A 21,095-nucleotide genomic window follows, 5' to 3' on the forward strand; every position below is an offset into this window, starting at 1 on the left:
GGGTCACGAAACAGGCCCCGTCCCGGTCATGTGGATAACCGAAACGGGGCCTGGACGAGATTCCAGCCGGGGTGCTAGGAGAGTTCGCTCGCTGAACGCTCGAGCTGTTCCAGCCACGCCTGGCGGGCTTCGAGAGCTTCCTTGGCTACCGTGATCCTACGCTCGTCGCCTGCCTTCTCGGCCTTGGCAAGGTCATCCTTGAGGCCGGCGATGGCGGACTCAAGCTGGCTCAGCGCGCTGTTGGTGCGGGCCTTCGTTTCCGGGTTGGACCGTTTCCAGTTCTCATCCTCGGCTTGGCGGACGGCGTCCTCCACCTTCCGCAGCCCGGCTTCGACGCGGCCCATATCGGCGCGCGGCACCTTGCCGGCCTCTTCCCAGCGGTCACGGATGGACTGGAGTGCCTTCTTGGCGGCGGCGAGGTCCTTGACGGGCAGCAGCCCGTTGGCTTCCACCAGCAGGGCTTCCTTCACCACGAGGTTCGTGCCGTATTCCTGATCGATCTCATCGTTGGCTGCCTGGCGGTGGGTGAAGAAGACATCCTGCGCGGCCCGGAAACGTGCCCAGAGGGCGTCGTCGTCCTTGCGGCTGGCGCGGGGCGAGGCCTTCCACTGGTCCATGAGGCGGCGGTACTCGCCGGCTGCGAAGCCCCAGTCGGTCGAGGAGGACAAAGCTTCCGCCTCGGCGATCAGGTTCTCCTTGGCAGCCTTGGCTGCCGAGTTGTTGCTGTCCAGCTGCGAGAAGTAGGCGCGGCGGTGCCGGTCAAAGACGGTACGGGCAGCCCGGAAGCGCTTCCAGAGTGCGTCCTCGTTGCTCCGGCCGAGCCGGACGCCGCTCTTCTGAGCCGTCTTCCAGCCCTCGAAGAGTTCGTTCATCCGGGCGCTGGAAGTCTTCCACTGGATCTGCGCCGGGTCGTGTCCGGCGATCTCCTCGGCTTCGGCCACGATGGCTTCGCGGGCGGCCAGTTCGGCGGCGCGGACGGCGTCGTGTTCGGCCTTCTCGGCCTTCTCGAGCTCGCTGATCTGCGTGGCGAGGGCGTCCAGGCGGGCCTCGGCGGCGCGGAGATCGCCCACCATGTTGCGCTCGGCAAGCTGCTCGCGCAGGTGCGTGACGGTCTTCTGCATGTCCGTGGTGGTTGCCTTGGAGCTGACGCGCTGTTCCAACAGGACAATCTGCGCGACGACGTCGTCGTACTTCCGGGCGAAATAGCCCAGGGCCTCGTCATCGCTGACGCCCGGGTACTGGCCGACGGGGTGTTCCTCACCGGCGACGGTCAGGAAGACATGGCCGTCGCCTTCGACACGGCCCCAGCGGGCGGCCTCGGCGAGCGAGGCCGCCGAGGAGACCGACGCCGGTGCGGCGGCCGGAGCGGCCGGGGAAGGCTTTGCCTTGGGCCGGGCCGCGAAGGACGCCGGGGACGGCGCGGGGCGCGACGCAGCAGCCGGGGCGGCTTCCGCGGCGGGTGCTTCGGCGACCGGGGCGGATTCCCCGGCTGGTGCTGCTGCCTCGGGAGCTTCCGGGGCGGACTGAACCTCGGCCTGCGGCTCTGTTACCTGCGGTTCTGTTGCCGTGTCCGCTGCCGGGTCCGGGGGAGTGTCTGTCGCCTGTGCTGTGGTGTGTCCAGTGGCGTGGCCTACGGACGTTGCCTCGGCATCGGTCTCGTTGGCAGCTGCTGCTGACACTGTTTCGTCGGATTTCTGACTGTCTGTCACCGCTAGAAGTCTTTCGCTTGGAGGGAAATACCGGGACCGTGGCCGCAAGGGCCCCGGCTGGTTACTTCAGTGAGAACGAGTCTATCGTGACTGGTTCCACAGGTGCGCCGTCGGTGGCGTTATCACCCGGTTTAAGGCCGGCGGCAGCGATCCCGGCAACCACGTCGAGTCCGGACGTCACCTTGCCGACGACGGTATAGCCACCGGCAGCATCGGCCGGAATGACGGTGTCTTTGTACACAATGAAGAACTGGGTGCCGTTGCCGTTGGCGTTCCCGCCCGTCCTGGCCACGGCGATGGTGCCTGCCGGGTAGTCATTGTCCGGCGGGGTGTTTTCCAGCGGACCCCAGGTGTAGGCCGGATCGCCGCTGCCGTCGCCGGATTTGGAGCCGCACTGCAGCACGCCGAAGGTCTCGCCCGTGGTGAGCCGGTGGCAGCTGAGGCCGGCGTAGAAGTTCTGGTCCGCCAGGGACTTGAAGACGGCGGCAGCCTGCGGTGCCTTGGTGCCGTCCAGTTCGACGCCCATCGTCCCGGCATTGAGCTTGAGCTCGCCCGTGAAGATCTTGCCGGCCGCGGTCTCCGGTTTGGGGATGTTCTCGCCGTTGCCGGCGGGGGCCGGGGCCGAGGCCGACGGCGTCGCGGTCGGTGAGGCCAGTTCGGCCTGCGCGGCGGCGAATTCCTCCTCGGTCGGGTTGGAGGAGAAGACCGTCAGCTGGAGCACGAGGGCGAGGGCCACCGCCGCGGTGCCCGCGCCAACGGCGAGGACGTTGTCGCGCTTCCGGCGCTTGTCCTGTTCCCGGCGAAGCCCGCGCTTCGCCTCCATCTGCTGGACGCGCCGCTTGGCATCGCGGGCGCTCCGTGAACTGGCCGCCAAAAGTCCTCCTGGTTGTCGGGCCGGAACCTTGACGGGCCGTGGCGCCGTCGCGGTTTCAGCTGCAAAGCTGCCGGCAGTCCCGGTGGTGCCCGGCCGCATTAGAGTTGCCGGCGCCGAAAGCATAAACTGACTGCCGCACACAGTTTATGCACGACTGGCCGGTCTGCCGCCCATCTGTTCGCCGTTTCGGACAACCCGTCTCGGCCGGGATGCGGCGCCAGCGAACCGGCCGGTGATACCTGAGGAGAAAATTCCACCATGGCACGCACCGCCTCCCTGTCCGGATTCCCCGAGTGGCTTCCCGAGGAACGGCTGGTGGAGCTCCATGTGTTGGATACCCTGCGCCGGACTTTTGAGCTCCATGGCTTCTCCTCGATCGAGACCCGGGCCGTGGAGACGGTGGGCCAGCTGCTGCGCAAGGGCGAGATCGACAAAGAGGTCTACGGGCTGAGGCGGCTCCAGGACGAGGAAGGCGAAGCGGACCAGGACAGCCGGGCGGGCAAGGGTGATCCGCATGCCTTGGCCCTGCACTTTGACCTGACGGTGCCGTTCGCCCGCTACGTCGTGGAGAACGCCGGCTACCTCGCCTTCCCCTTCCGCCGTTACCAGATCCAGAAGGTCTGGCGCGGCGAACGCCCGCAGGAGGGCCGGGCCCGCGAGTTCACCCAGGCGGACATCGACATCGTCGGCGACGGCGAACTGCCGTTCCGCTACGACGTCGAGATTGCCCTGGTCATCGCCGAGGCCCTGGGCGCCCTGCCGATTCCGGATTTCCTGCTCCGGATCAACAACCGCAAGCTCGCCGAAGGCTTCTATAGCGGCATCGGGCTCATGGACACAGCCGGGGTACTGCGCAGCATCGACAAGCTCGAGAAGATCGGTCCCGCCAAGGTGGCGGAGCTGCTGCAATCCGAACTCGGCGCCAGCGAGGAGCAGGCACAGTTGGCGCTCAAGCTCGCCTCGATCCGCACCGAGGACACGTCCTTCGTGGAGCAGGTCCGGGCTCTGGGCGTGAGCAGCGAACTGCTGGAGGAAGGACTGAACGAGCTGGAACAGGTCATTGCGGCCGCCGTTCAGCATGCCCCCGGCCGGGTCGTCGCGGACCTCAGCATCGCCCGCGGCCTGGACTATTACACCGGCACCGTGGTGGAAACCATCCTTGTGGGCCACGAACAGCTCGGCTCGATCTGCTCCGGCGGCCGGTACGACGCACTGGCCAGCAAGGGCAACCGCAAGTTCCCCGGCGTCGGACTGTCAATCGGTGTGACCCGGCTGGTCTCCCGGATCCTCAGCCAGGATCTCGCGAAAGCCTCGCGCTCCGTGCCCACCGCTGTACTCGTGGCGCTCACCAACGACGACAGCTGGGGCGCGGCCCAGGACGTCGCCGCGCAGCTGCGCAGCCGGGGGATCGCCACCGAGGTCGCCGCGAAGGCCGAGAAATTCGGCAAGCAAATCAAGTTTGCCGACCACCGCGGCATCCCGTTTGTCTGGTTCACCGATGACGACGGCAAGCACCAGGTCAAGGACATCCGCTCCGGCGAACAGTCCGACGCCGATCCGGCCAGCTGGGCCCCCGCCGAGGACGACCTGCACGTCCGGGTCACCAAAGCCTAGGACCCCCTGCCCGCTGGCCGGGCTGGTCCCGGAATGACAGCAGTCATGCCTGGCGGCTGTCATTCCGGGACAACCCCGGCCAGCGGGTAAACTCGGACGGGACCGTTCCAGTAGCGGGCCTCACTTACTTGATTCTGTCTTCCCTCTGAAAGGTATGCTGTGCTGCGCACACATGACCTCGGATCACTTCGCTCCGAGCACATTGGACAAACCGTAACCCTGGCCGGCTGGGTCGGCCGGCGTCGTGATCACGGTGGTGTCGCATTCGTTGACCTGCGTGACGCTTCGGGCGTCGCCCAGGTTGTCGTCCGTGAGGAAGAGGTTTTCCACGGTCTGCGCAACGAGTACGTGCTGCAGATCGTGGGCACCGTGTCCAGGCGCCCCGAGGGCAACGAGAACCCCGCGCTCGGCACCGGCGAGATCGAGGTCATGGCCGAGAAGGTCACCATCCTCAACACCTCCGAGCCGCTGCCGTTCCAGATCGATGAGCACGTCGAAGTGGGCGAGGAAGCACGCCTCAAGCACCGGTACCTGGACCTGCGCCGCCCCGGCCCCGCCCGGAACCTGCGGCTGCGCTCGGAGGCCAACCGCGTGGCCCGCGAACTGCTGCACCAGGACGGCTTCGTCGAGATCGAAACCCCCACGCTGACGCGCTCGACGCCGGAAGGCGCCCGCGACTTCGTGGTCCCCGCCCGCCTCGCGCCCGGTTCCTGGTATGCGCTGCCGCAGTCCCCGCAGCTGTTCAAGCAGCTCCTGCAGGTGGGCGGTTTCGAAAAGTACTACCAGATTGCCCGCTGCTACCGCGACGAGGACTTCCGCGCGGACCGCCAGCCGGAATTCACCCAGCTCGACATCGAAGCCAGCTTCGTGGAGCAGGATGACATCATCCGCCTCGGCGAATCCATCGTGAAGGCACTGTGGAAGCTGATCGACGTCGAGATCCCGACGCCGATCCAGCGCATCACCTACCACGACGCGATGGCCCGCTACGGCTCGGACAAGCCGGACCTGCGTTTCGGCGTGGAGCTCACCGAGCTGACCGGGTTCTTCAAGGACACCGGCTTCGGCGTCTTCAAGGCCCCCTACGTCGGCGCCGTCGTCATGCCGGGCGGGGCCTCCCAGCCGCGCCGCACCCTGGACGGCTGGCAGGAGTTCGCCAAGCAGCGCGGGCACAAGGGACTGGCCTACGTCCTCTTCAAGGAGGACGGTGAACTGGCCGGCCCCGTGGCCAAGAACCTGACTGAGACTGAGCGTGCCGGCCTGGCCGGTGCCGTCGGTGCCAAGCCCGGCGACTGCATCTTCTTCGCCGCAGGGGAGAAGTCCGCGGCCCGTGCCCTGCTGGGTGCCGCCCGCGTCGAGATCGGCCACCGCACCGGCCTGATCAACCCGTCGGACTGGGCGTTCGTGTGGGTTGTCGACGCCCCGATGTTCGAACCGGCCGCAGCCGCCGTCGCCTCCGGCGACGTCGCCGTCGGTGCCGGCCAGTGGACCGCCGTGCACCACGCGTTCACCTCGCCCAAGCCCGAATTCATGGACAGCTTCGACAAGGATCCCGAAGCGGCATTGTCCTACGCGTACGACATTGTCTGCAACGGCAACGAAATCGGTGGCGGCTCCATCCGTATCCATGAGCGCGACATCCAGGAACGGGTCTTCGAACTCATGGGCCTGGACAAGGCAGATGCCCAGACCAAGTTTGGCTTCCTCCTCGAGGGCTTCAAGTTCGGTGCGCCTCCGCACGGCGGCATCGCCTTCGGCTGGGACCGCGTGGTCGCACTGCTGGCCGGCGTTGAGTCCATCCGCGACGTCATCGCCTTCCCGAAGTCCGGCGGCGGCTTCGACCCGCTGACCCAGGCGCCCGCGCCGATCACGGCGCTGCAGCGCAAGGAAGCCGGCGTTGACTTCAAGCCGGAAGCCAAGAAGGCCGAATAACCTGAATGGTTCAACGGCAGAGGCTCCCCGGGAAACCGGGGGGCCTCTGCCGTCTCATTGAAGGTGTTGAAGGGAAGAAATGACGGAGCCGGCCGAGTTGCCCGATCTGGAGGCGCTGATGGATGCCGCCTGGCCCGCCGCCGAGCGGGAGGAGTCCGGCGGCTGGGTGCTCCGCGCCGCGTCCGGCGTGACGCAGCGTGCCAACTCCGTCTGGCCCCGGAACCCTGGCGAAGACCCGCACCGGCAGCTCCCTGCGCTGCGGGAGGCGCGGCTCTGGTACCGGAGCCGCCGCCTGCCGCTGATTTTCCAGATGTTCGAAGGCCCGCGTCATGCCGGCCTGCACGCCGTGCTCGACGAGGAGGGCTTCACCCGGCAGTCCGAAACGTTGGTGCTGGTCCGGGACGGCGGCACGGAGTCGCCGGAGCCAGGCTCCGGCGTCGAGCTCTCCGCTGAGCCCACTGCGGAATGGATGCGTCTCTGGTGGAGCGTTGACGGCCGGGGAGACGAGGCGGCGCTCGGCGTCGCCCGCGAAATCCTCGAAGGTTGCCCCTCGCTGTACGCGCTGCTGCGGGACGACGACGGCGTGCCGGCCGCCGTCGGACGGCTCGCCGTTCCTCCTCCTCCCGGCGGGGCAGTCGGGGCAGGCGGCTGGGCCGGCCTGTACTGCATGGCAACCCGGCCGGACGCCCGGCGGCGGGGCTACGCCGCCAGGATCCTGCGGGCGCTGCTGGCCGCCGGGTCATCCCGCGGCGTGGAAGGCTGCTGGCTGCTCGTGATGGCCTCCAACGCCGGGGCCCGGGACCTCTATGCCCGGGCCGGCTTCCGCGAAGCCTGCCGGTACCTCTACCGGCAGGAGCGGCCGAAGCGGCACCTGACCGGCTGCTGAGGATTGCCGCCATGGGCGCCGCCCGCGCGCCATTCCGGCGGTCCCCCCGCCTGCAGGGGCGCGGGTCTTTCAAGCGGGCGGGTCGGTCACCAGGATCCGCACCGCGCACAGGTCCGCGGCGGCCTTCTTCAGCACCGCAGCGCGCGGGTCCGGGACGTCCAGGAACGCCAGCCTCGCCAGCGCACCGTACTGCTTCAGCACCGGCTCGTCGAGCACCTGTTCGGCGAGGGTCCGGTCGCCGCCAGGCGCGATGTATTCGATGGGGTGCGCCCCGAAGATCCGGGCGGCATGGCCGGCGACGGCCTCCACCAGGGCATCGGCCTGGTTGGCCCGGCGCCGGGCAAACCGCTGCTGGGACCAGCCGCCGGCCGCTGTCCGGGACTGGACATGGCGCGTGCCGGTCTTGGACGCCAGCACGGCGCCGGCGCTGATAACGGCCACGGAGTAACCGCCCCGGCGGACCAGTACGGCCCCGATGCTCCTCGGCTGCCCGGCGAGGGAAGCCAGCCGGGAGACGGTGTCGCTGCCGCGGCCGGGCCGCCCGTCCACCGGCCACGGTGCCTGCAGCAGGGCCGCGGCCCCGTCCGCGGCGCGCAGCTGGAGGCCGCCGTCGAGCTCTTCCCCGTTCACCGCGCCGTGGCTCGCGGCGAAGCGCTCCACCCAGCCAGGCAGGCGGGTGCCGGACACGAACGCCAGGCGGGTGTCGGTGGTGGCCATGGCTCGGGACTCCGTTCAGGGTTGTGGGTGCAGTGCGGTCGGGAACTAGAAGTAGCCTATCTATGTGGATGATCTCTTTGGCGCAGGGCAGGACAACGCCGGCGGAAACAACGACGGCGATGCCGAGGAGTCCGGCGACGGGCAGTCCGCAGGCGGCCCCTCCTCGCCGCGCAGCCCGCTCGCGGTCCGGATGCGGCCCCGGACGCTGGATGACGTGGTGGGCCAGCAGCATCTCCTCGGCCAGGGATCACCGCTGCGGCAGCTCGCTGCCGGCACGGACGCCACCGGCCCCGCCGGCCCCAGCTCGCTGATCCTCTGGGGACCCCCGGGCACCGGCAAGACCACTCTCGCGCACGTGATCGCCAAGGGTCCGGGCCGGAAGTTCGTGGAGCTCTCCGCCATCACCGCCGGCGTCAAGGACGTCCGGCGTGTCATGGAGGAGGCCCTGACCGCCCGGGACCTCTTCAAGACCACCACCGTGCTGTTCCTGGACGAGATCCACCGCTTCAACAAGGCCCAGCAGGACGCGCTGCTGCCCGGCGTCGAAAACCGCTGGGTGGTGCTGGTGGCCGCGACCACCGAAAACCCGTCCTTCTCCGTCGTCTCCCCGCTGCTCTCCCGGTCCCTGCTCTTGACCCTCAAGCCACTCACCGACGCCGACGTCGAGGGGCTGCTGCTGCGGGCCGCAGCGGATCTCCGCGGGCTGGGCGGCAAGGTCGAACTCAGCGCCGAGGCCCTGGGACATCTTGTCCGGCTCTCCGGCGGGGACGCCCGCCGGGCGCTGACAGCGCTTGAGGCGGCCGCCGGCGTCGCGTTCGGCGACGCGGACGACGCCGACGGCACGGCCGGTACGGGAGAACCGGCTCCGGTCACGATCGAGCTCAAGCACACGGAACGGGCCCTTGACGTCGCCTCCGTGCGCTACGACCGCGCCGGCGACCAGCACTATGACGTCGCCAGCGCCTTCATCAAGTCCATCCGGGGCTCCGACGTCGACGCCGCCCTGCACTACCTGGCCCGGATGCTCGAAGCCGGGGAGGACCCGCGGTTCGTGGCCCGGCGCATTGTCATCTCTGCGGCCGAGGACGTCGGCATGGCCGATCCGACGGCGCTGCAGACCGCCGTCGCCGCGGCGCAGGCCGTGCAGCTGATCGGCATGCCGGAAGGCCGCATCATCCTGGCCGAGGCCGTGGTGCACCTCGCCACGGCGCCCAAGTCCAATGCCGCCTATCTGGGCATCAACCAGGCGATCGCCGATGTCCGGGCCGGGCTGGGCAACGGCATCCCTGCGCACCTGCGCGACGCCCACTATCCGGGGTCGAAACAGCTGGGCCACGGGAAGGGCTACAAGTACGCCCATGACGCACCGCACTCGGTGGCCACCCAGCAGTACCCGCCGGACGACCTGGTGGGACGCAACTACTACGAGCCGACCGCCAACGGCGCGGAACGCGACATCTCCACCCGGCTGGAGCGGCTGCGGAAGATCATCCGCGGCAAATGACCGGCGGGCACGGAAACTGCCCGTTGACTTCCCCTCCGGGAGGTCTAACGTGGAATTACGTGAGCAAGGATCTGCTGCACGTGCGTGCCTTGCTGGGGGGACAGCGGCACATATTGCCGGTTCTTCGCTTTCCCGGACCTCAGGTCGGCGGCCGGCACGTCAGTCGCCTGGTTCCACACCGGGTTGCTCCGTCCCAGTTCACAGGTCGTATCCAATGCCCGTAAATTTCGTCACAACCATGGCTGTTAAGTCCTTTGATGCCCCGGACAAGAAGCGGTGCCCGGAGAAAGCCGAATTCGATCTTGTCACCGTGAATGACTATTCCGTGGCCCGGCTGATTCTCGGTCCGGGCTGGCGGTGGTCCGAATGCATCAAACCCTTCGAACAGACCGAACTGTGCCAGCACCACCATCTCGGATTCTGCGTCTCCGGGGCGATGGAAGTGGAGTCCTCCGACGGGCTGCGCTCCACAATCCATGCCAACGATACGTTCGCGATCCCGCCCGGCCATGATGAGTGGGTGGTGGGGGCCACATCCTTCGTGGCCGTGGAATTCCTCGGAGCGGCCTCGTTCGGGCGGCGCAGCAGCCGGGGCGTGCACGCCAGGACCTGACGGCCCGCCAGCCCCGCCATGGTAGGCTTATTCGTTGTCTGGCAAGGCACGGACGCACAATCCCACCGAATTCAGTATCTGATGCTGATTTGATGGGGTTTGCCCTGTGCCCAGTAGCAAAAGGCAGCGGTTGGCCGATGCTCTCCATCGTGGAGGCCAGTAACACTGACACACCGCAGATATTGGAAGGACACAAGTGGCTAACAACACTCGTGCTCGCCGTACCGCCCGCCTTTCGCGTGCGCTCGGCATCGCTCTGACCCCCAAGGCCGCCAAGTACATGGAGCGCCGCCCGTACGGCCCCGGTGAGCATGGCCGTGCCCGCAAGAAGCAGGACTCCGACTACGCCGTACGTCTGCGCGAAAAGCAGCGTCTGCGCGCCCAGTACGGCATCCGCGAAGCCCAGATGACGCGTGCCTTCGAAGAAGCACGCCGCACCAAGGGCCTGACCGGTGAAAACCTGATCGAACTGCTCGAAATGCGTCTCGACGCCCTCGTGCTGCGTGCAGGCTTCGCCCGCACCATCGCCCAGGCCCGCCAGCTGGTTGTCCACCGCCACATCCTGGTTGACGGCATCCGCGTTGACCGCCCGTCTTTCCGCGTCTCCGAGGGCCAGCTGGTCCACGTCCACAGCCGCAGCGAAACCATGGTCCCGCTCCAGGTTGCGGCGGCCGGCGCGCACCGCGACGTCCTGCCGATGGTTCCGGCCTACCTGGACGTCAAGCTTGACGCCCTGCAGGCCCGCCTCGTGCGCCGCCCCAAGCGCACCGAAATCCCCGTGACCTGCGAAGAGCAGCTCGTCGTGGAATTCTACGCACGCTAGATCCAACGCAACACCTTACAAGGAAGCCCGTGGCAAGCGCCGCGGGCTTCTTTGTATGTAAGGTACTTGGGGGAGTTCTGCGGTTGCCGGCTGTGTCAGTCGGAGCACGCTGCAGGAATACGACGCAACAAGGAGATGAACGTCTATGTCTGGTGGCGATATTGCCGGCCTGATCGCGGCCGGAGTGTTTGCACTGCTGGTCCTGCTGCTCGCCGTGCCGATTCTGAAGCTCGGGGGAGTGTTTGACGAGGTGCGGACGTCCATCCGCTCGATCAGCGACGGCGCCACCCCGCTGATGGACGAAGTCACCGCCACCGTCTCCACCACGAATGAGCAGCTGAAGAAGGTCGACGGGATCGCCTCCAACGTCTCGGACGCCTCTGCCAACATCTCGGCGCTGTCCTCCCTCGTGGCCGCCACGGTGGGGTCGCCGCTGATCAAGGTTGCGGCCTTCAGCTACGGCGTACGTTCCGCCTTCACCGCCCGCAAAAAGCCCGCCACCGGCCGCCGCAGCCGCTAAGCCCAGCTGGAGAAACTGACATGAACAGAATCATCTGGATGGGAATCGGCGTCGCCATCGGCGTCATCGCCTTCCGCAAGGTCACCGAGGCCCAGTCCAATCTCGGCCCCGCAGGCCTGAACCGCGCCGTCGGACGGCTCGCCGACGGCCTGTACGACTTCGCCGGCGCCGTGCGTGAAGGCATGCACGAACGGGAGACCGAGCTGCGCCGCGCCCTGGGCGTTGACACCGGCATTGACGGAGACGCCGACAGCGTCGTTGGCAAGGGCGCCGACAAGGGCGCCGACCGCCGGGATGCAGTCCGGCGCTAGCCGGGAGAGAATTAGTAAGGGCCGCACCCTGCCACGGGCGGCCAGGCCGGTCCGCGGACCGGAACCACATTGTTCCGCGGAGTACACGCGTGGACCACGAACGCAGTGAATATTGAAGGGTAAGTAATCAGCTCATGAAGTCGCAGGAGATCACGAAGCGCTGGATCGACTTTTTTGTCAGCAATGGCCACACGGCGGTTCCCTCCGCCTCCCTGGTCTCCAGCGACCCTTCCCTGCTGTTCACGGTGGCCGGCATGGTCCCGTTCATTCCGTACCTGACCGCGCGGGAGGAAGCCCCCTACAAGCGGGCAACCAGCGTGCAGAAGTGCATCCGGACCGGCGACATCGAGGAAGTCGGCAAGACCGCCCGGCACGGCACCTTCTTCCAGATGTGCGGCAACTTCTCCTTCGGCGACTACTTCAAGGAAGACGCCATCAAGTTCGCCTGGGAGCTGCTCACCAGCAGCGTTGACGACGGCGGCTACGGCCTGGCGCCGGAGCTACTCTGGGTCACCGTCTACGAAGAGGACGACGAGGCCGAGCAGCTGTGGCTGAAGAACACCGGCATGCCGGCCGGGCGGATCCAGCGGATGGGCAAGGCGGACAACTACTGGTCCACCGGCCAGCCCGGACCGGCCGGCCCCTGCTCCGAGATCTACTACGACCGCGGGCCGTCGTACGGCGTCGAGGGCGGCCCGATCGCTGACGAGAACCGCTACGTCGAGATCTGGAACCTCGTGTTCATGCAGTACCAGATCGATAACGTCCGCTCCAAGGTGGACTTCGACATCACCGGCGAACTGCCCAAGAAGAACATCGACACCGGCCTCGGCATGGAGCGCCTGGCGATGATCCTGCAGGGCGTCGAGAACATGTACGAGACGGACCAGGTCCGCCCCGTGATCGACAGGGCCGCCGCCCTCTCCGGCCGGGAATACACCTCCGCCGAGTCCGCCGAGGACCCGCACCACACCGACGACGTCCGGATGCGCGTCGTCGCCGACCACATCCGCTCGGCCCTGATGCTGATCGCCGACGGCGTCACCCCCTCCAACGAGGGCCGCGGCTACGTGCTGCGCCGCCTGATCCGCCGCGCCGTGCGCTCCATGCGCCTGCTCGGCGTCGAAAAGGCCTGCCTGCCGGAGTTGCTGCCCGCCTCCCGCGACGCCATGAAGGGCGTCTACCCGATCGTGGAGACCGACTTCGACCGGATCAGCCGGATCGCCTACGCCGAAGAGAGGGCGTTCCTGCGCACCATCGCGTCCGGCACGGCCCGGCTCGAGGACGCCGTCCAGGAGTCCAAGGCCGCCGGCCGGCCGCTCTCCGGCGCGGACGCCTTCGCCCTGCACGACACCTACGGCTTCCCGATCGACCTCACGCTCGAAATGGCCGAGGAGGCCGGGCTGAAGGTCGACGAGCCCGAGTTCCGCAAGCTCATGCTCGAACAGCGCCAACGCGCCCAGGCCGACGCCAAGGGCAAGAAGGGCTCCCACGCCGATCTCAGCGCGTTCCAGGAGCTGCTGGCCGCCGGCGAGACCGTCTTCACCGGCTACGCCGAACTCACCGGCGAATCCAAGGTCCGGGGCATCCTGGCTGGCGGCCGGAAGGTCCCGCAGGCCTCCACGGGCGATGAAATCGAACTCGTCCTCGCCGAAACCCCGTTCTACGCCGAGGCCGGCGGGCAGGCAGCCGACACCGGCCTGATCACCGGTGACGGCTTCGTCGTCGAGGTCCTGGACGTCCAGCGCCCGATCAAGGGCCTCAGCGTGCACAAGGCCATCGTCCGTGAGGGTGAAATCGGTGCCGACTCGTTGGTCCAGGCTGCGGTGGACCGGGAACGCCGCCACGCCGCCGAGCAGGCCCACACCGGAACGCACATCGTGCACGCGGCCCTGCACCAGATCCTCGGCCCGGACGCGTTGCAGCGCGGCTCCTTCAACCGAGCCGGCTACCTGCGCTTCGACTTCGCCTGGGGCGAGGGCCTCAGCGCCGCCACCCGCTCCGAGATCGAGGAAGTCTCCAACATCGCCATCAGGAACAACTTCCGGGTGGATACCAAGGTCATGGGCCTCGCCGAGGCCAAGGCCCTCGGCGCCATGGCGCTCTTCGGTGAGAACTACGGCAACGAGGTCCGCGTCGTGGAGATCGACGGCGCCTGGTCCCGCGAGCTTTGCGGTGGCACCCACGTCGAGAACACCTCGCTGATCGGCAGCCTGTCCCTGCTCGGGGAACAGTCCGTCGGTTCAGGAAACCGCCGCGTCGAGGCCTTCGTGGGCATGGACGCCTTCCGGCACCTCGCCGCCGAACGCGCACTCGTCACAGAGCTCACGGAAATGCTCAAGGTTCCCTCCGGACTGCTCGCGGACCGGATCGCCACCACCCTGACCAAGCTCAAGACGGCCGAGAAGGAACTTGAGCGGCTGCGCAGGGAGCAGCTCACGGCGGCCGCCGCACAGCTTGCCGGCACCGCCAGGGACGCCGCCGGCGTTAAGGTCATCGCCCACGACGCCGGCCAGGTCAGCGGCGCGGATGACCTGCGCGGCCTGGCCCTGGACCTGCGGACCCGGCTCGGTTCCGCGCCTGCCGCCGTCGCGGTGGCCGGTGTCAGCAACGACCGTCCCGTCATCCTGATCGCCACCAACGAAGCCGCCCGCGCGGCCGGAGTCAAGGCGGGCGCCCTGGTGCGCCTCGCCGCCGGCATCCTCGGCGGCGGCGGCGGCGGCAAGGACGACGTCGCCCAGGGCGGCGGCACGGACGCGTCCACGGTCGGCGCGGCCCTCACCGCCGTCGTGGACGCCATCACCCGGCGCTAGCGGAATACCAGTGACTGGAGCTGCAGTGCCCGCCGTCTACCCCCAGGGCGTGAAACTCGGGGTGGACGTCGGCACTGTCAGGGTCGGCGTCGCGGTCTGTGACCGCGACGCCATCCTGGCGACGCCGTTGCGCACGCTGGAACGGAACGCGAAGAAAAACACCGACGTGCGGATCCTCGCGGCCCTGGCCGAAGAGCTCCATGCCGTCGAGATCTTCGTGGGCCTGCCGCGGACGATGAAAGGCGAAGAGCACGCCTCCGCGCGGATGGCCACGGACTACGCAAAGCTGCTGGCAGGTGCCCTCCGGGACCGCGGTTCCGAGGTCCCGGTCCGGCTCGTCGACGAGCGGCTGAGCACGGTCACCGCGCACCGCAACCTGCACGAAGCTGGCGTGGGCAGCAGGAATCACCGTAAGGTAGTTGATCAGGTTGCGGCCGCAGGTATCCTGCAACACGCGATCGATATGCAAAAGGCCAGGGGAACGGAGATCGGAAGCCGCGTCTACGCGGAGACCGCTCCGGGGCCAACCGGGCATGGCGCGAACGCCGCCCCGGACATACACACGCAATCTGCCCAACGCAATCAGCACCAAATGGAAGGCTACAGTGAGCCCGGTCAACAGTGACGACTCCTCTGGTGACGCTTTCGGCGGCTCCGGCCGACCGCTGACGCGCAAAGAGCTCAGGGCCCGGGAAAAGTCTCTTCTGACCCAGGGTCACGAAGCCATCCCGCCGCAGGCCTTTGAGACCGGGCAGGACAGCCCGACGGCGCCGCCGCCCCGTCCGGCGCCGGACGCCGAATCCGCCCCGAACCGCCCCGAACCGCAGCCGGAAGCAGCCCGGCCCCAAACGCAGCCGCCCGGCCCTCCCCGGCATTCCGAGCCCCTCGGGACGGCCGACGCCCCGGAGCTCCCCGCCGCTGAGCCCACCGTGCACGAAGAGGCGGCCCACGAAGACGCCGTGGACGAAGACGCCGGGCACGAGTATGCCGGCGGCATCTCCCCTGAGGCTGAACCGCACCGCGCAGCTGATCAGCAGCACTTCTACCAGACCCACCACGGGGCTGAACACCACGGCAACGAGGCCCACCCCGACGACGAGGCCCATGTTGTCTACGCCGATGAAGCTGTCCGCGACCCTGATTATCACCACGAGGAAGCCGGGCATGAGGTGATGGCCGGAGCTTCCGCCATCCGGACCGCCAAGGGCCCTTCCAAGAAGATCCGCCGCCGGCGCCGTTTCCTCGCCCTCGTGCTGAGCCTGACGGTCTTCGTGGTGGCGATCGTCGTGGGGGCACAGTTAGTCAAACCCCTCCTCGGCGGCGATACGGTGGCCGACTACCCGGGACCGGGAACCGGCGAGGTGACCATCACCGTGCCCCCAGGTGCCGGCCCCAAATCCGTCGCCACGGAACTCCAGGACAAGAAGGTCGTCGCCAACGCAGACGCCTTCCTCAAGGAGTTTGCGGCCTCCGGCGGCGCGCTGAGCCCGGGAGACTTCTCCCTGCGCACCGAAATGAAGAATTCCGACGCCGTGGACGTGCTGTTGAACAAGGACAAGGGCAAGGTCATGTACTTCGCCCTCAGCGCCGGCCTCAGGATCGGCGAATCCCTGCAGGCGATTTCCGAGGGCACCGGAGTTCCCGCCTCGCAGCTGAAGGAACTCAGCGATTCCCCGGCCCAGTTCGGCCTTCCGGCGAAGTCAAAGAACCTCGAAGGCTTCCTCGCCCCCGGTGAATACCGGTTCCCGCTCGGCACCCCCGCCAAGGACATCCTGCAGAAGCTCGTGTCCGCGACCCTGGACGAACTCAAGGTACAGGGCGTCACGGACCAGGCCAAGCAGTACGACGCCGTCACGGTGGCCAGCATCGTCCAGGCGGAAGGCGGCCAGGCTGAATACGGGGACGTGGCCGGTGCGGTCTATAACCGGCTCAAGCCCGACAACACCGAAACCAACGGGCTGATCCAGTCCGATGCGACGGTCACCTACGGGCTGGGGATCCGGAGCTTCCACATCGATGAGGCGCAGAAGACCGACAAGTCCAACCCGTACAACACCTACGCCAACACCGGCTTGCCGGCCGGGCCCATCGGTTCACCAGGGAAGACGGCCATTGACGCCGCTGCGAAGCCCAAGTCCAACGATTACCTCTACTGGGTGACCATCAACCTGGACACCAAAGAGACCAAGTTCTCGAAGACCCTCGCCGAGCACAACGGCTACGTGGAAAAGTACAACGCCTGGTGCGAGGCCAACCCGGGCCGCTGCGTATGACGCTCCGGGCCGCCGTCCTTGGGCATCCCATCAGCCATTCGAAGTCGCCCGCGCTGCACCGGGCTGCCTATGCCCATCTGGGGGTTGAGCTCGGCTACTCGGCGATCGACGTGACGGAGGCGGAGCTGCCGGCCTTCATGGCCCGGTTACGGGACGATGTTCGGCGCGGCGTTGGCTGGCGGGGTCTGTCGGTCACCATGCCGCTGAAGACCGCAATGGTCGCAGAGGTGGATGAGGTCCGCGGCGTGGCCCGCGCCCTGGGCGTCATCAATACGGTCGCCTTCGAACCCGGCGCCCCCGGCGGAGACCCTTCCGGCGTCGGCCCTTTCCGGGAGAGCACGGGATCCCCCCGGCTGATCGGCTACAACACGGACGTCGCCGGCATTGTTAACGCCCTGCGTCACGCGGGCGCGGCCTCCGCACCCGCTGCCGCCATCCTCGGCGGCGGCGGAACAGCGGCAGCGGCAATCGCAGCGCTGAAGGAACTGGGGGCCGCCGCCGTAGACGTCTTCGTGCGCGACGTGGGCCGCGCCGCCGAAGCACGCGCCGCTTCCGCCGCCGTCGGGCTGCCCGTCCGTGTGCTTCCGATCGCCGGCGCGGCAGCCGCCGTCGCCGCCGCAGACGTCGTCATTTCCACCCTGCCGCCGCGGGCCGCGGACACGCTGGCCGCGGAGCTGGCCGAGGAGCTGGCGGAGTCATTTGGGCAGGAATTCGGGCCGGAATTTGGACAGGCACAGGCGGGGGAGCGTAGCCCGGAAACCGGCCGGAACCGCCCCGGCGTGCTGCTGGACGTGGCCTATGATCCCTGGCCCAGCCGGATCGCGGCGGTCTGGCAGGATGCCGGCGGCACCGTGGTCCCCGGACTCGAGATGCTGATCTACCAGGCGCTGGAACAGGTACGCCATTTCACCCGGCTCGGCGACGCCGTCCCGGAGGAAGTCATAGATGTGATGTGTGACGCAGTGGGGGCGCCCCGACGGGTGTTCTGAGCTCCTTACATGGCAGGATGGAATCTATGTTGCGTTGGTTGACTGCCGGAGAATCCCATGGTCCGGCCCTGGTCGGAATTATCGAAGGCGTCCCCGCCGGTGTTGAACTCACCAGCGCCGGGATCGCCGATGCGCTGGCCCGCCGGCGGCTCGGTTACGGCCGCGGCGCCCGGATGAAATTCGAGCAGGACGTGGTCACCATCCTCGGCGGCGTCCGGCACGGCCTGACCCAGGGCGGACCGGTCGCGATCCAGATCGGCAACACCGAATGGCCCAAGTGGGAGCAGATCATGTCTGCCGATCCCGTGGACCCCGAAATCCTCGCCGACCAGGCGCGCAATGCCCCGCTGACCCGCCCCCGGCCCGGACACGCGGACTTCACCGGCATGCAGAAGTACGGCTTCGATGAGGCGCGACCGGTCCTGGAGCGCGCCAGCGCCCGTGAAACCGCCACCCGCGTAGCCCTCGGCACTGTCGCTTCGGCCTTCCTCAAGCAACTCGGCATCGAGCTGGTCTCCCACACAGTGTCGATCGCCAGCACCGCCGTTCCCGAGGGCCGTCCACTGCCGGTCCCGGGCAACGTCCTGGCCCTCGACGCCGACCCGTTGCGCTGCTTCGACCGTGAAACCTCGGACGCCATGGTGGCCGAGGTTGACGTCGCCCACAAGGAGGGCGAAACCCTTGGCGGCGTGGTCGAGGTGCTCGCCTATGGGCTGCCGCCGGGACTGGGCAGCTACGTCCACTGGGACCGCCGCCTCGATTCGCGCCTTGCCGGCGCGCTGATGGGCATCCAGGCGATCAAGGGCGTCGAGGTCGGCGACGGCTTCCTCACAGCCTCCCGGCGCGGCTCGGCCGCCCACGACGAGATCGTCAAGGATGCGGACGGCAGGATCATCCGCACGTCCAACCGTGCCGGCGGCATCGAAGGCGGCATGAGCATCGGCGACGTGCTGCGCGTCCGCGCGGCCATGAAGCCGATTGCCACGGTGCCGCGCGCCCTCAGGACCGTGGACGTCAGCACGGGGGAGCCCGCCAAGGCGCACCACCAGCGCTCCGATGTGTGTGCGGTCCCGGCCGCCGGCGTCGTCGCCGAGGCCATGGTGGCCCTCGTCCTCGCCGAAGCGGTCACGGAAAAGTTCGGCGGCGATTCGGTGCAGGAAACCGCCCGCAACATCAAGGGTTACCTGGACAATATTCCGGCGTCCCTGGACTCGATCGGCCAGTAGTGCCGGCCGGAAACAGTGCCGTGCCGGCCATGCAGACTGGCCGGCCCATTGCGCTGATCGGGCCGATGGCCGTGGGTAAATCGGCGATCGGACAACAGCTCGCCCAGCAGCTGGGGGCAGCGTTCGTGGACACCGACGCCGTGATTGTCGCGAACCACGGGTCCATCGCCGAAATCTTCGCGGGCCGGGGCGAGCACGCCTTCCGTGAACTGGAAGCCCGGGCCGTGGGGCAGGCCATCGAGGACGCCCAGGGCACCAACACTGTCATCTCACTTGGCGGCGGTGCCGTGCTGGACTCCGGAACGCAGCAGCTGCTCGAACATTGCACCGTGGTGTACCTCGAATGCGATGCGGAGACGGTAGCAGAGCGCATTGCCAGGAACTCCGGCCGGCCGCTGCTGGCAGGCGACGCCATGGAACGCTGGAAGGCACTGTTCGCCACCCGCCGGCCCGTCTACGAGCGGCTGGCCGACCTTGTCATCGACGTCCGGAGCGGATCAGTTCCGGACATCGCACACCGGCTGGAAGATGCGCTGGGTGGGCCCGTCACCGCGAAAACCGCGGCAGGATCCATGCCGGCAGCGACAAAGGAAGTTGAAAAGTGATTACCGAATCAACCGTCATCAAGGTAACCGGCCAGACGCCCGGCGAGAACTACGACGTCGTGGTGGGCCGCGGCCTGCTGTCGGGCCTCCCGGCCCTGCTGGGGGAGCGCGTCAAACGGGTCCTGGTCATCCACCCCCGCGCCCTGCGGCTCACCGGCGACACCGTCCGTGAGGAACTCGCCTCGGCGGGCTTCACCGCGCTGACCGCCGAAATCCCGGACGCCGAAGAAGGCAAGCATATCGAGGTGGCGTCCTTCTGCTGGCAGGTGCTGGGACAGAACGACTTCACCCGCTCGGATGCCGTCGTCGCCGTCGGCGGCGGAGCCGTCACCGACCTCGCCGGCTTCGTGGCAGCCACCTGGCTGCGCGGGGTCAAGGTCATCCACATGCCCACCAGCCTGCTGGGCATGGTGGACGCCGCCGTCGGCGGGAAGACCGGCATCAACACCGCCGAGGGCAAGAACCTCGTCGGGGCATTCCACCCGCCCGCCGGCGTCCTCGCCGACCTGGACACCCTGGACACCCTGCCGAAGAACGAGATCATCTCCGGCATGGCCGAGGTCATCAAGTGCGGGTTCATCGCCGACCCTGCCATCCTCGAGCTGATCGAACAGGACCCTGCCGCCGTCTCCGATCCCCGCTCGGACGTACTGCGCGAACTGATCGAACGCGCCATCACCGTCAAGGCCAGGGTGGTATCGGCGGACCTCAAGGAAACCGGACAGCGCGAGATCCTCAACTACGGCCACACCTTGGGGCACGCGATCGAACTGGCCGAGCGCTACTCCTGGCGCCACGGCGCGGCCGTCTCCGTCGGCATGATGTTCGCGGCGGAGCTCGCCCGCAGCGTCGGCCGGCTCAGCGACGCCGACGCCGACAGGCACCGCACCATCCTGGAGAGCCTCGGGCTTCCCATCACCTACCGCCGGGACCGCTGGCAGGCGCTGCTGGACGGCATGCGCAGGGACAAGAAATCGCGCGGCGACCTGCTGCGTTTCGTGGTGCTCGACGGCGTCGGGCGTCCCGGCATCCTCGACGTCCCGGACACCTCGCTGCTGTTCGCCGCCTACCAGGAGATCGCCTCCTGATGAACGGCACCAGGGGCGGCACCAGCGACTGGCCTGACGGCGGCTTCCTCGGGATCAAGATCAACCCGGTCAGCCTGATGCCGGAGATCGTCAACGAGGACGCCTGCGCCGCGGCGCTTGCCGGCTCGCAGGATCCCGGCGACCTGATCTTCGTGCGCCTCGTCGAAGGGCACGCCGCGGAAGCCGCCGAACTGCTCGCCGAGGCCCGGTACAAGAACCCGGATTCCCTGCGCCTGCGCATCTTCGAGGCTGACGTGCTCAGGGTGACCCACCGCGCCGACCGGGCCGTGGAGCTGTTCCGCCAGCTGCTGGCTGAAACCAGGGGCACCCCGGACGAGGCCGTCATCCGCCAGCACCTGGGGCGCTCCTACTTCGCCGGCGGCAACATTGCCGCCGCCGTCGAATCCTTCGCCAACGCCCTGGACCTGCGCGTGGCCGGCTCCGCCGACGCGGCCCTGATCTACGCGTCCACAGTGGCACTTCAGCGCGCCCGGGACGTGCTGGATCTCGCCTCCTAGGGGCCGTCCCCGAGGCCTCCTGATACCCCGTCCGGCAGCCAGCCGCGGGAACCGGTAGAATGGATCTTGGATTTTTGATA

Annotated in this window: 18 protein-coding genes and 1 pseudogene; 16 read left to right on the forward strand and 3 right to left on the reverse strand. The window is 68.1% G+C overall.

The window, feature by feature from the left end:
• Positions 1-74: 74 nt before the first annotated feature.
• Complete coding sequence (locus ACVWZ8_RS17565) at positions 75-1,709, reverse strand: DUF349 domain-containing protein (protein WP_426978106.1); 1,635 nt, start codon at positions 1,707-1,709, stop codon at positions 75-77.
• 61 nt (positions 1,710-1,770) lie between these two features.
• Positions 1,771-2,583: a peptidylprolyl isomerase gene (locus ACVWZ8_RS17570; protein ID WP_426978105.1), complete on the reverse strand. Its 813-nt coding sequence runs from the start codon at positions 2,581-2,583 to the stop codon at positions 1,771-1,773.
• A 258-nt stretch (positions 2,584-2,841) separates the two neighbouring features.
• On the opposite strand from ACVWZ8_RS17570, the gene hisS reads away from it, so the two are divergent.
• From hisS to ACVWZ8_RS17585, 3 genes are all read left to right on the forward strand, one after another.
• Positions 2,842-4,197 carry a histidine--tRNA ligase gene (gene hisS / locus ACVWZ8_RS17575; RefSeq protein WP_426978104.1) on the forward strand — a complete coding sequence of 452 codons (1,356 nt, stop codon included), beginning with the start codon at positions 2,842-2,844 and terminating at the stop codon, positions 4,195-4,197.
• Positions 4,198-4,356: 159 nt separating this feature from the next.
• Positions 4,357-6,129: an aspartate--tRNA ligase gene (gene aspS, locus ACVWZ8_RS17580; protein WP_456505347.1), complete on the forward strand. Its 1,773-nt coding sequence runs from the start codon at positions 4,357-4,359 to the stop codon at positions 6,127-6,129.
• A 79-nt stretch (positions 6,130-6,208) separates the two neighbouring features.
• The gene (locus tag ACVWZ8_RS17585) at positions 6,209-7,015 is read left to right on the forward strand and encodes a GNAT family N-acetyltransferase (RefSeq protein ID WP_456505348.1); all 807 of its coding nucleotides are present in this window, start codon (positions 6,209-6,211) and stop codon (positions 7,013-7,015) included.
• A gap of 69 nt (positions 7,016-7,084) precedes the next feature.
• Here ACVWZ8_RS17585 and ACVWZ8_RS17590 read toward each other — a convergent pair whose 3' ends face one another.
• Positions 7,085-7,732: an acVLRF1 family peptidyl-tRNA hydrolase gene (locus tag ACVWZ8_RS17590; protein ID WP_456505349.1), complete on the reverse strand. Its 648-nt coding sequence runs from the start codon at positions 7,730-7,732 to the stop codon at positions 7,085-7,087.
• A gap of 64 nt (positions 7,733-7,796) precedes the next feature.
• On the opposite strand from ACVWZ8_RS17590, the gene ACVWZ8_RS17595 reads away from it, so the two are divergent.
• The 13 genes and pseudogenes from ACVWZ8_RS17595 (at position 7,797) to ACVWZ8_RS17655 (ending at position 21,015) form a co-directional block, all read left to right on the forward strand.
• Positions 7,797-9,236 (forward strand): replication-associated recombination protein A, encoded by a 1,440-nt coding sequence (locus tag ACVWZ8_RS17595; RefSeq protein WP_456505350.1) that lies wholly within the window; start codon positions 7,797-7,799, stop codon positions 9,234-9,236.
• Positions 9,237-9,450: 214 nt separating this feature from the next.
• Positions 9,451-9,849, forward strand: a complete 399-nt coding sequence (locus ACVWZ8_RS17600; RefSeq protein WP_426978098.1) for a cupin domain-containing protein — start codon at positions 9,451-9,453, stop codon at positions 9,847-9,849.
• Between the two features lie 196 nt (positions 9,850-10,045).
• Complete coding sequence (gene rpsD, locus ACVWZ8_RS17605) at positions 10,046-10,672, forward strand: 30S ribosomal protein S4 (protein ID WP_354241056.1); 627 nt, start codon at positions 10,046-10,048, stop codon at positions 10,670-10,672.
• Between the two features lie 145 nt (positions 10,673-10,817).
• Positions 10,818-11,192 (forward strand): DUF948 domain-containing protein, encoded by a 375-nt coding sequence (locus ACVWZ8_RS17610; RefSeq protein WP_354241058.1) that lies wholly within the window; start codon positions 10,818-10,820, stop codon positions 11,190-11,192.
• A 20-nt stretch (positions 11,193-11,212) separates the two neighbouring features.
• Positions 11,213-11,422: pseudogene (locus ACVWZ8_RS17615) on the forward strand (hypothetical protein); the annotation flags it as partial.
• Between the two features lie 215 nt (positions 11,423-11,637).
• Entirely contained in the window at positions 11,638-14,316 is a 2,679-nt protein-coding gene (gene alaS / locus ACVWZ8_RS17620) for an alanine--tRNA ligase (RefSeq protein WP_456505351.1), read from the forward strand.
• Positions 14,317-14,326: 10 nt separating this feature from the next.
• The gene (ruvX, locus tag ACVWZ8_RS17625; RefSeq protein ID WP_456505352.1) at positions 14,327-14,941 is read left to right on the forward strand and encodes a Holliday junction resolvase RuvX; all 615 of its coding nucleotides are present in this window, start codon (positions 14,327-14,329) and stop codon (positions 14,939-14,941) included.
• Complete coding sequence (gene mltG, locus ACVWZ8_RS17630) at positions 14,922-16,589, forward strand: endolytic transglycosylase MltG (RefSeq protein WP_456505353.1); 1,668 nt, start codon at positions 14,922-14,924, stop codon at positions 16,587-16,589. Before ruvX ends, mltG begins: the two co-directional genes overlap by 20 nt.
• Positions 16,586-17,578, forward strand: coding sequence for a shikimate dehydrogenase family protein (locus ACVWZ8_RS17635; protein WP_426979923.1), 993 nt, complete (start codon positions 16,586-16,588; stop codon positions 17,576-17,578). The genes mltG and ACVWZ8_RS17635 overlap by 4 nt, the downstream gene beginning before the upstream one ends.
• Positions 17,579-17,604: 26 nt before the next feature.
• Positions 17,605-18,804: a chorismate synthase gene (gene aroC / locus ACVWZ8_RS17640; RefSeq protein WP_426978094.1), complete on the forward strand. Its 1,200-nt coding sequence runs from the start codon at positions 17,605-17,607 to the stop codon at positions 18,802-18,804.
• 29 nt (positions 18,805-18,833) lie between these two features.
• Positions 18,834-19,409, forward strand: coding sequence for a shikimate kinase (locus tag ACVWZ8_RS17645; RefSeq protein ID WP_426979922.1), 576 nt, complete (start codon positions 18,834-18,836; stop codon positions 19,407-19,409).
• Positions 19,406-20,497, forward strand: coding sequence for a 3-dehydroquinate synthase (gene aroB, locus ACVWZ8_RS17650; RefSeq protein ID WP_426978093.1), 1,092 nt, complete (start codon positions 19,406-19,408; stop codon positions 20,495-20,497). The genes ACVWZ8_RS17645 and aroB overlap by 4 nt, the downstream gene beginning before the upstream one ends.
• Entirely contained in the window at positions 20,497-21,015 is a 519-nt protein-coding gene (locus ACVWZ8_RS17655) for a tetratricopeptide repeat protein (protein ID WP_426978092.1), read from the forward strand. The genes aroB and ACVWZ8_RS17655 overlap by 1 nt, the downstream gene beginning before the upstream one ends.
• The last annotated feature ends 80 nt before the right edge of the window (positions 21,016-21,095 follow it).

The sequence above is a fragment of the Arthrobacter sp. UYCu723 genome, assembly GCF_054059215.1.

Coding starts and splice junctions, on each gene's coding strand:
- ACVWZ8_RS17645 (WP_426979922.1), top strand. CDS start 18,834: ATGCAGACTGGCCGGCCCATTGCGCTGATCGGGCCGATGGCCGTGGGT.
- ACVWZ8_RS17655 (WP_426978092.1), top strand. CDS start 20,497: ATGAACGGCACCAGGGGCGGCACCAGCGACTGGCCTGACGGCGGCTTC.
- hisS (WP_426978104.1), top strand. CDS start 2,842: ATGGCACGCACCGCCTCCCTGTCCGGATTCCCCGAGTGGCTTCCCGAG.
- ACVWZ8_RS17590 (WP_456505349.1), bottom strand. CDS start 7,732: ATGGCCACCACCGACACCCGCCTGGCGTTCGTGTCCGGCACCCGCCTG.
- ACVWZ8_RS17600 (WP_426978098.1), top strand. CDS start 9,451: ATGCCCGTAAATTTCGTCACAACCATGGCTGTTAAGTCCTTTGATGCC.
- ACVWZ8_RS17585 (WP_456505348.1), top strand. CDS start 6,209: ATGACGGAGCCGGCCGAGTTGCCCGATCTGGAGGCGCTGATGGATGCC.
- alaS (WP_456505351.1), top strand. CDS start 11,638: ATGAAGTCGCAGGAGATCACGAAGCGCTGGATCGACTTTTTTGTCAGC.
- aroC (WP_426978094.1), top strand. CDS start 17,605: ATGTTGCGTTGGTTGACTGCCGGAGAATCCCATGGTCCGGCCCTGGTC.
- ACVWZ8_RS17610 (WP_354241058.1), top strand. CDS start 10,818: ATGTCTGGTGGCGATATTGCCGGCCTGATCGCGGCCGGAGTGTTTGCA.
- ACVWZ8_RS17635 (WP_426979923.1), top strand. CDS start 16,586: ATGACGCTCCGGGCCGCCGTCCTTGGGCATCCCATCAGCCATTCGAAG.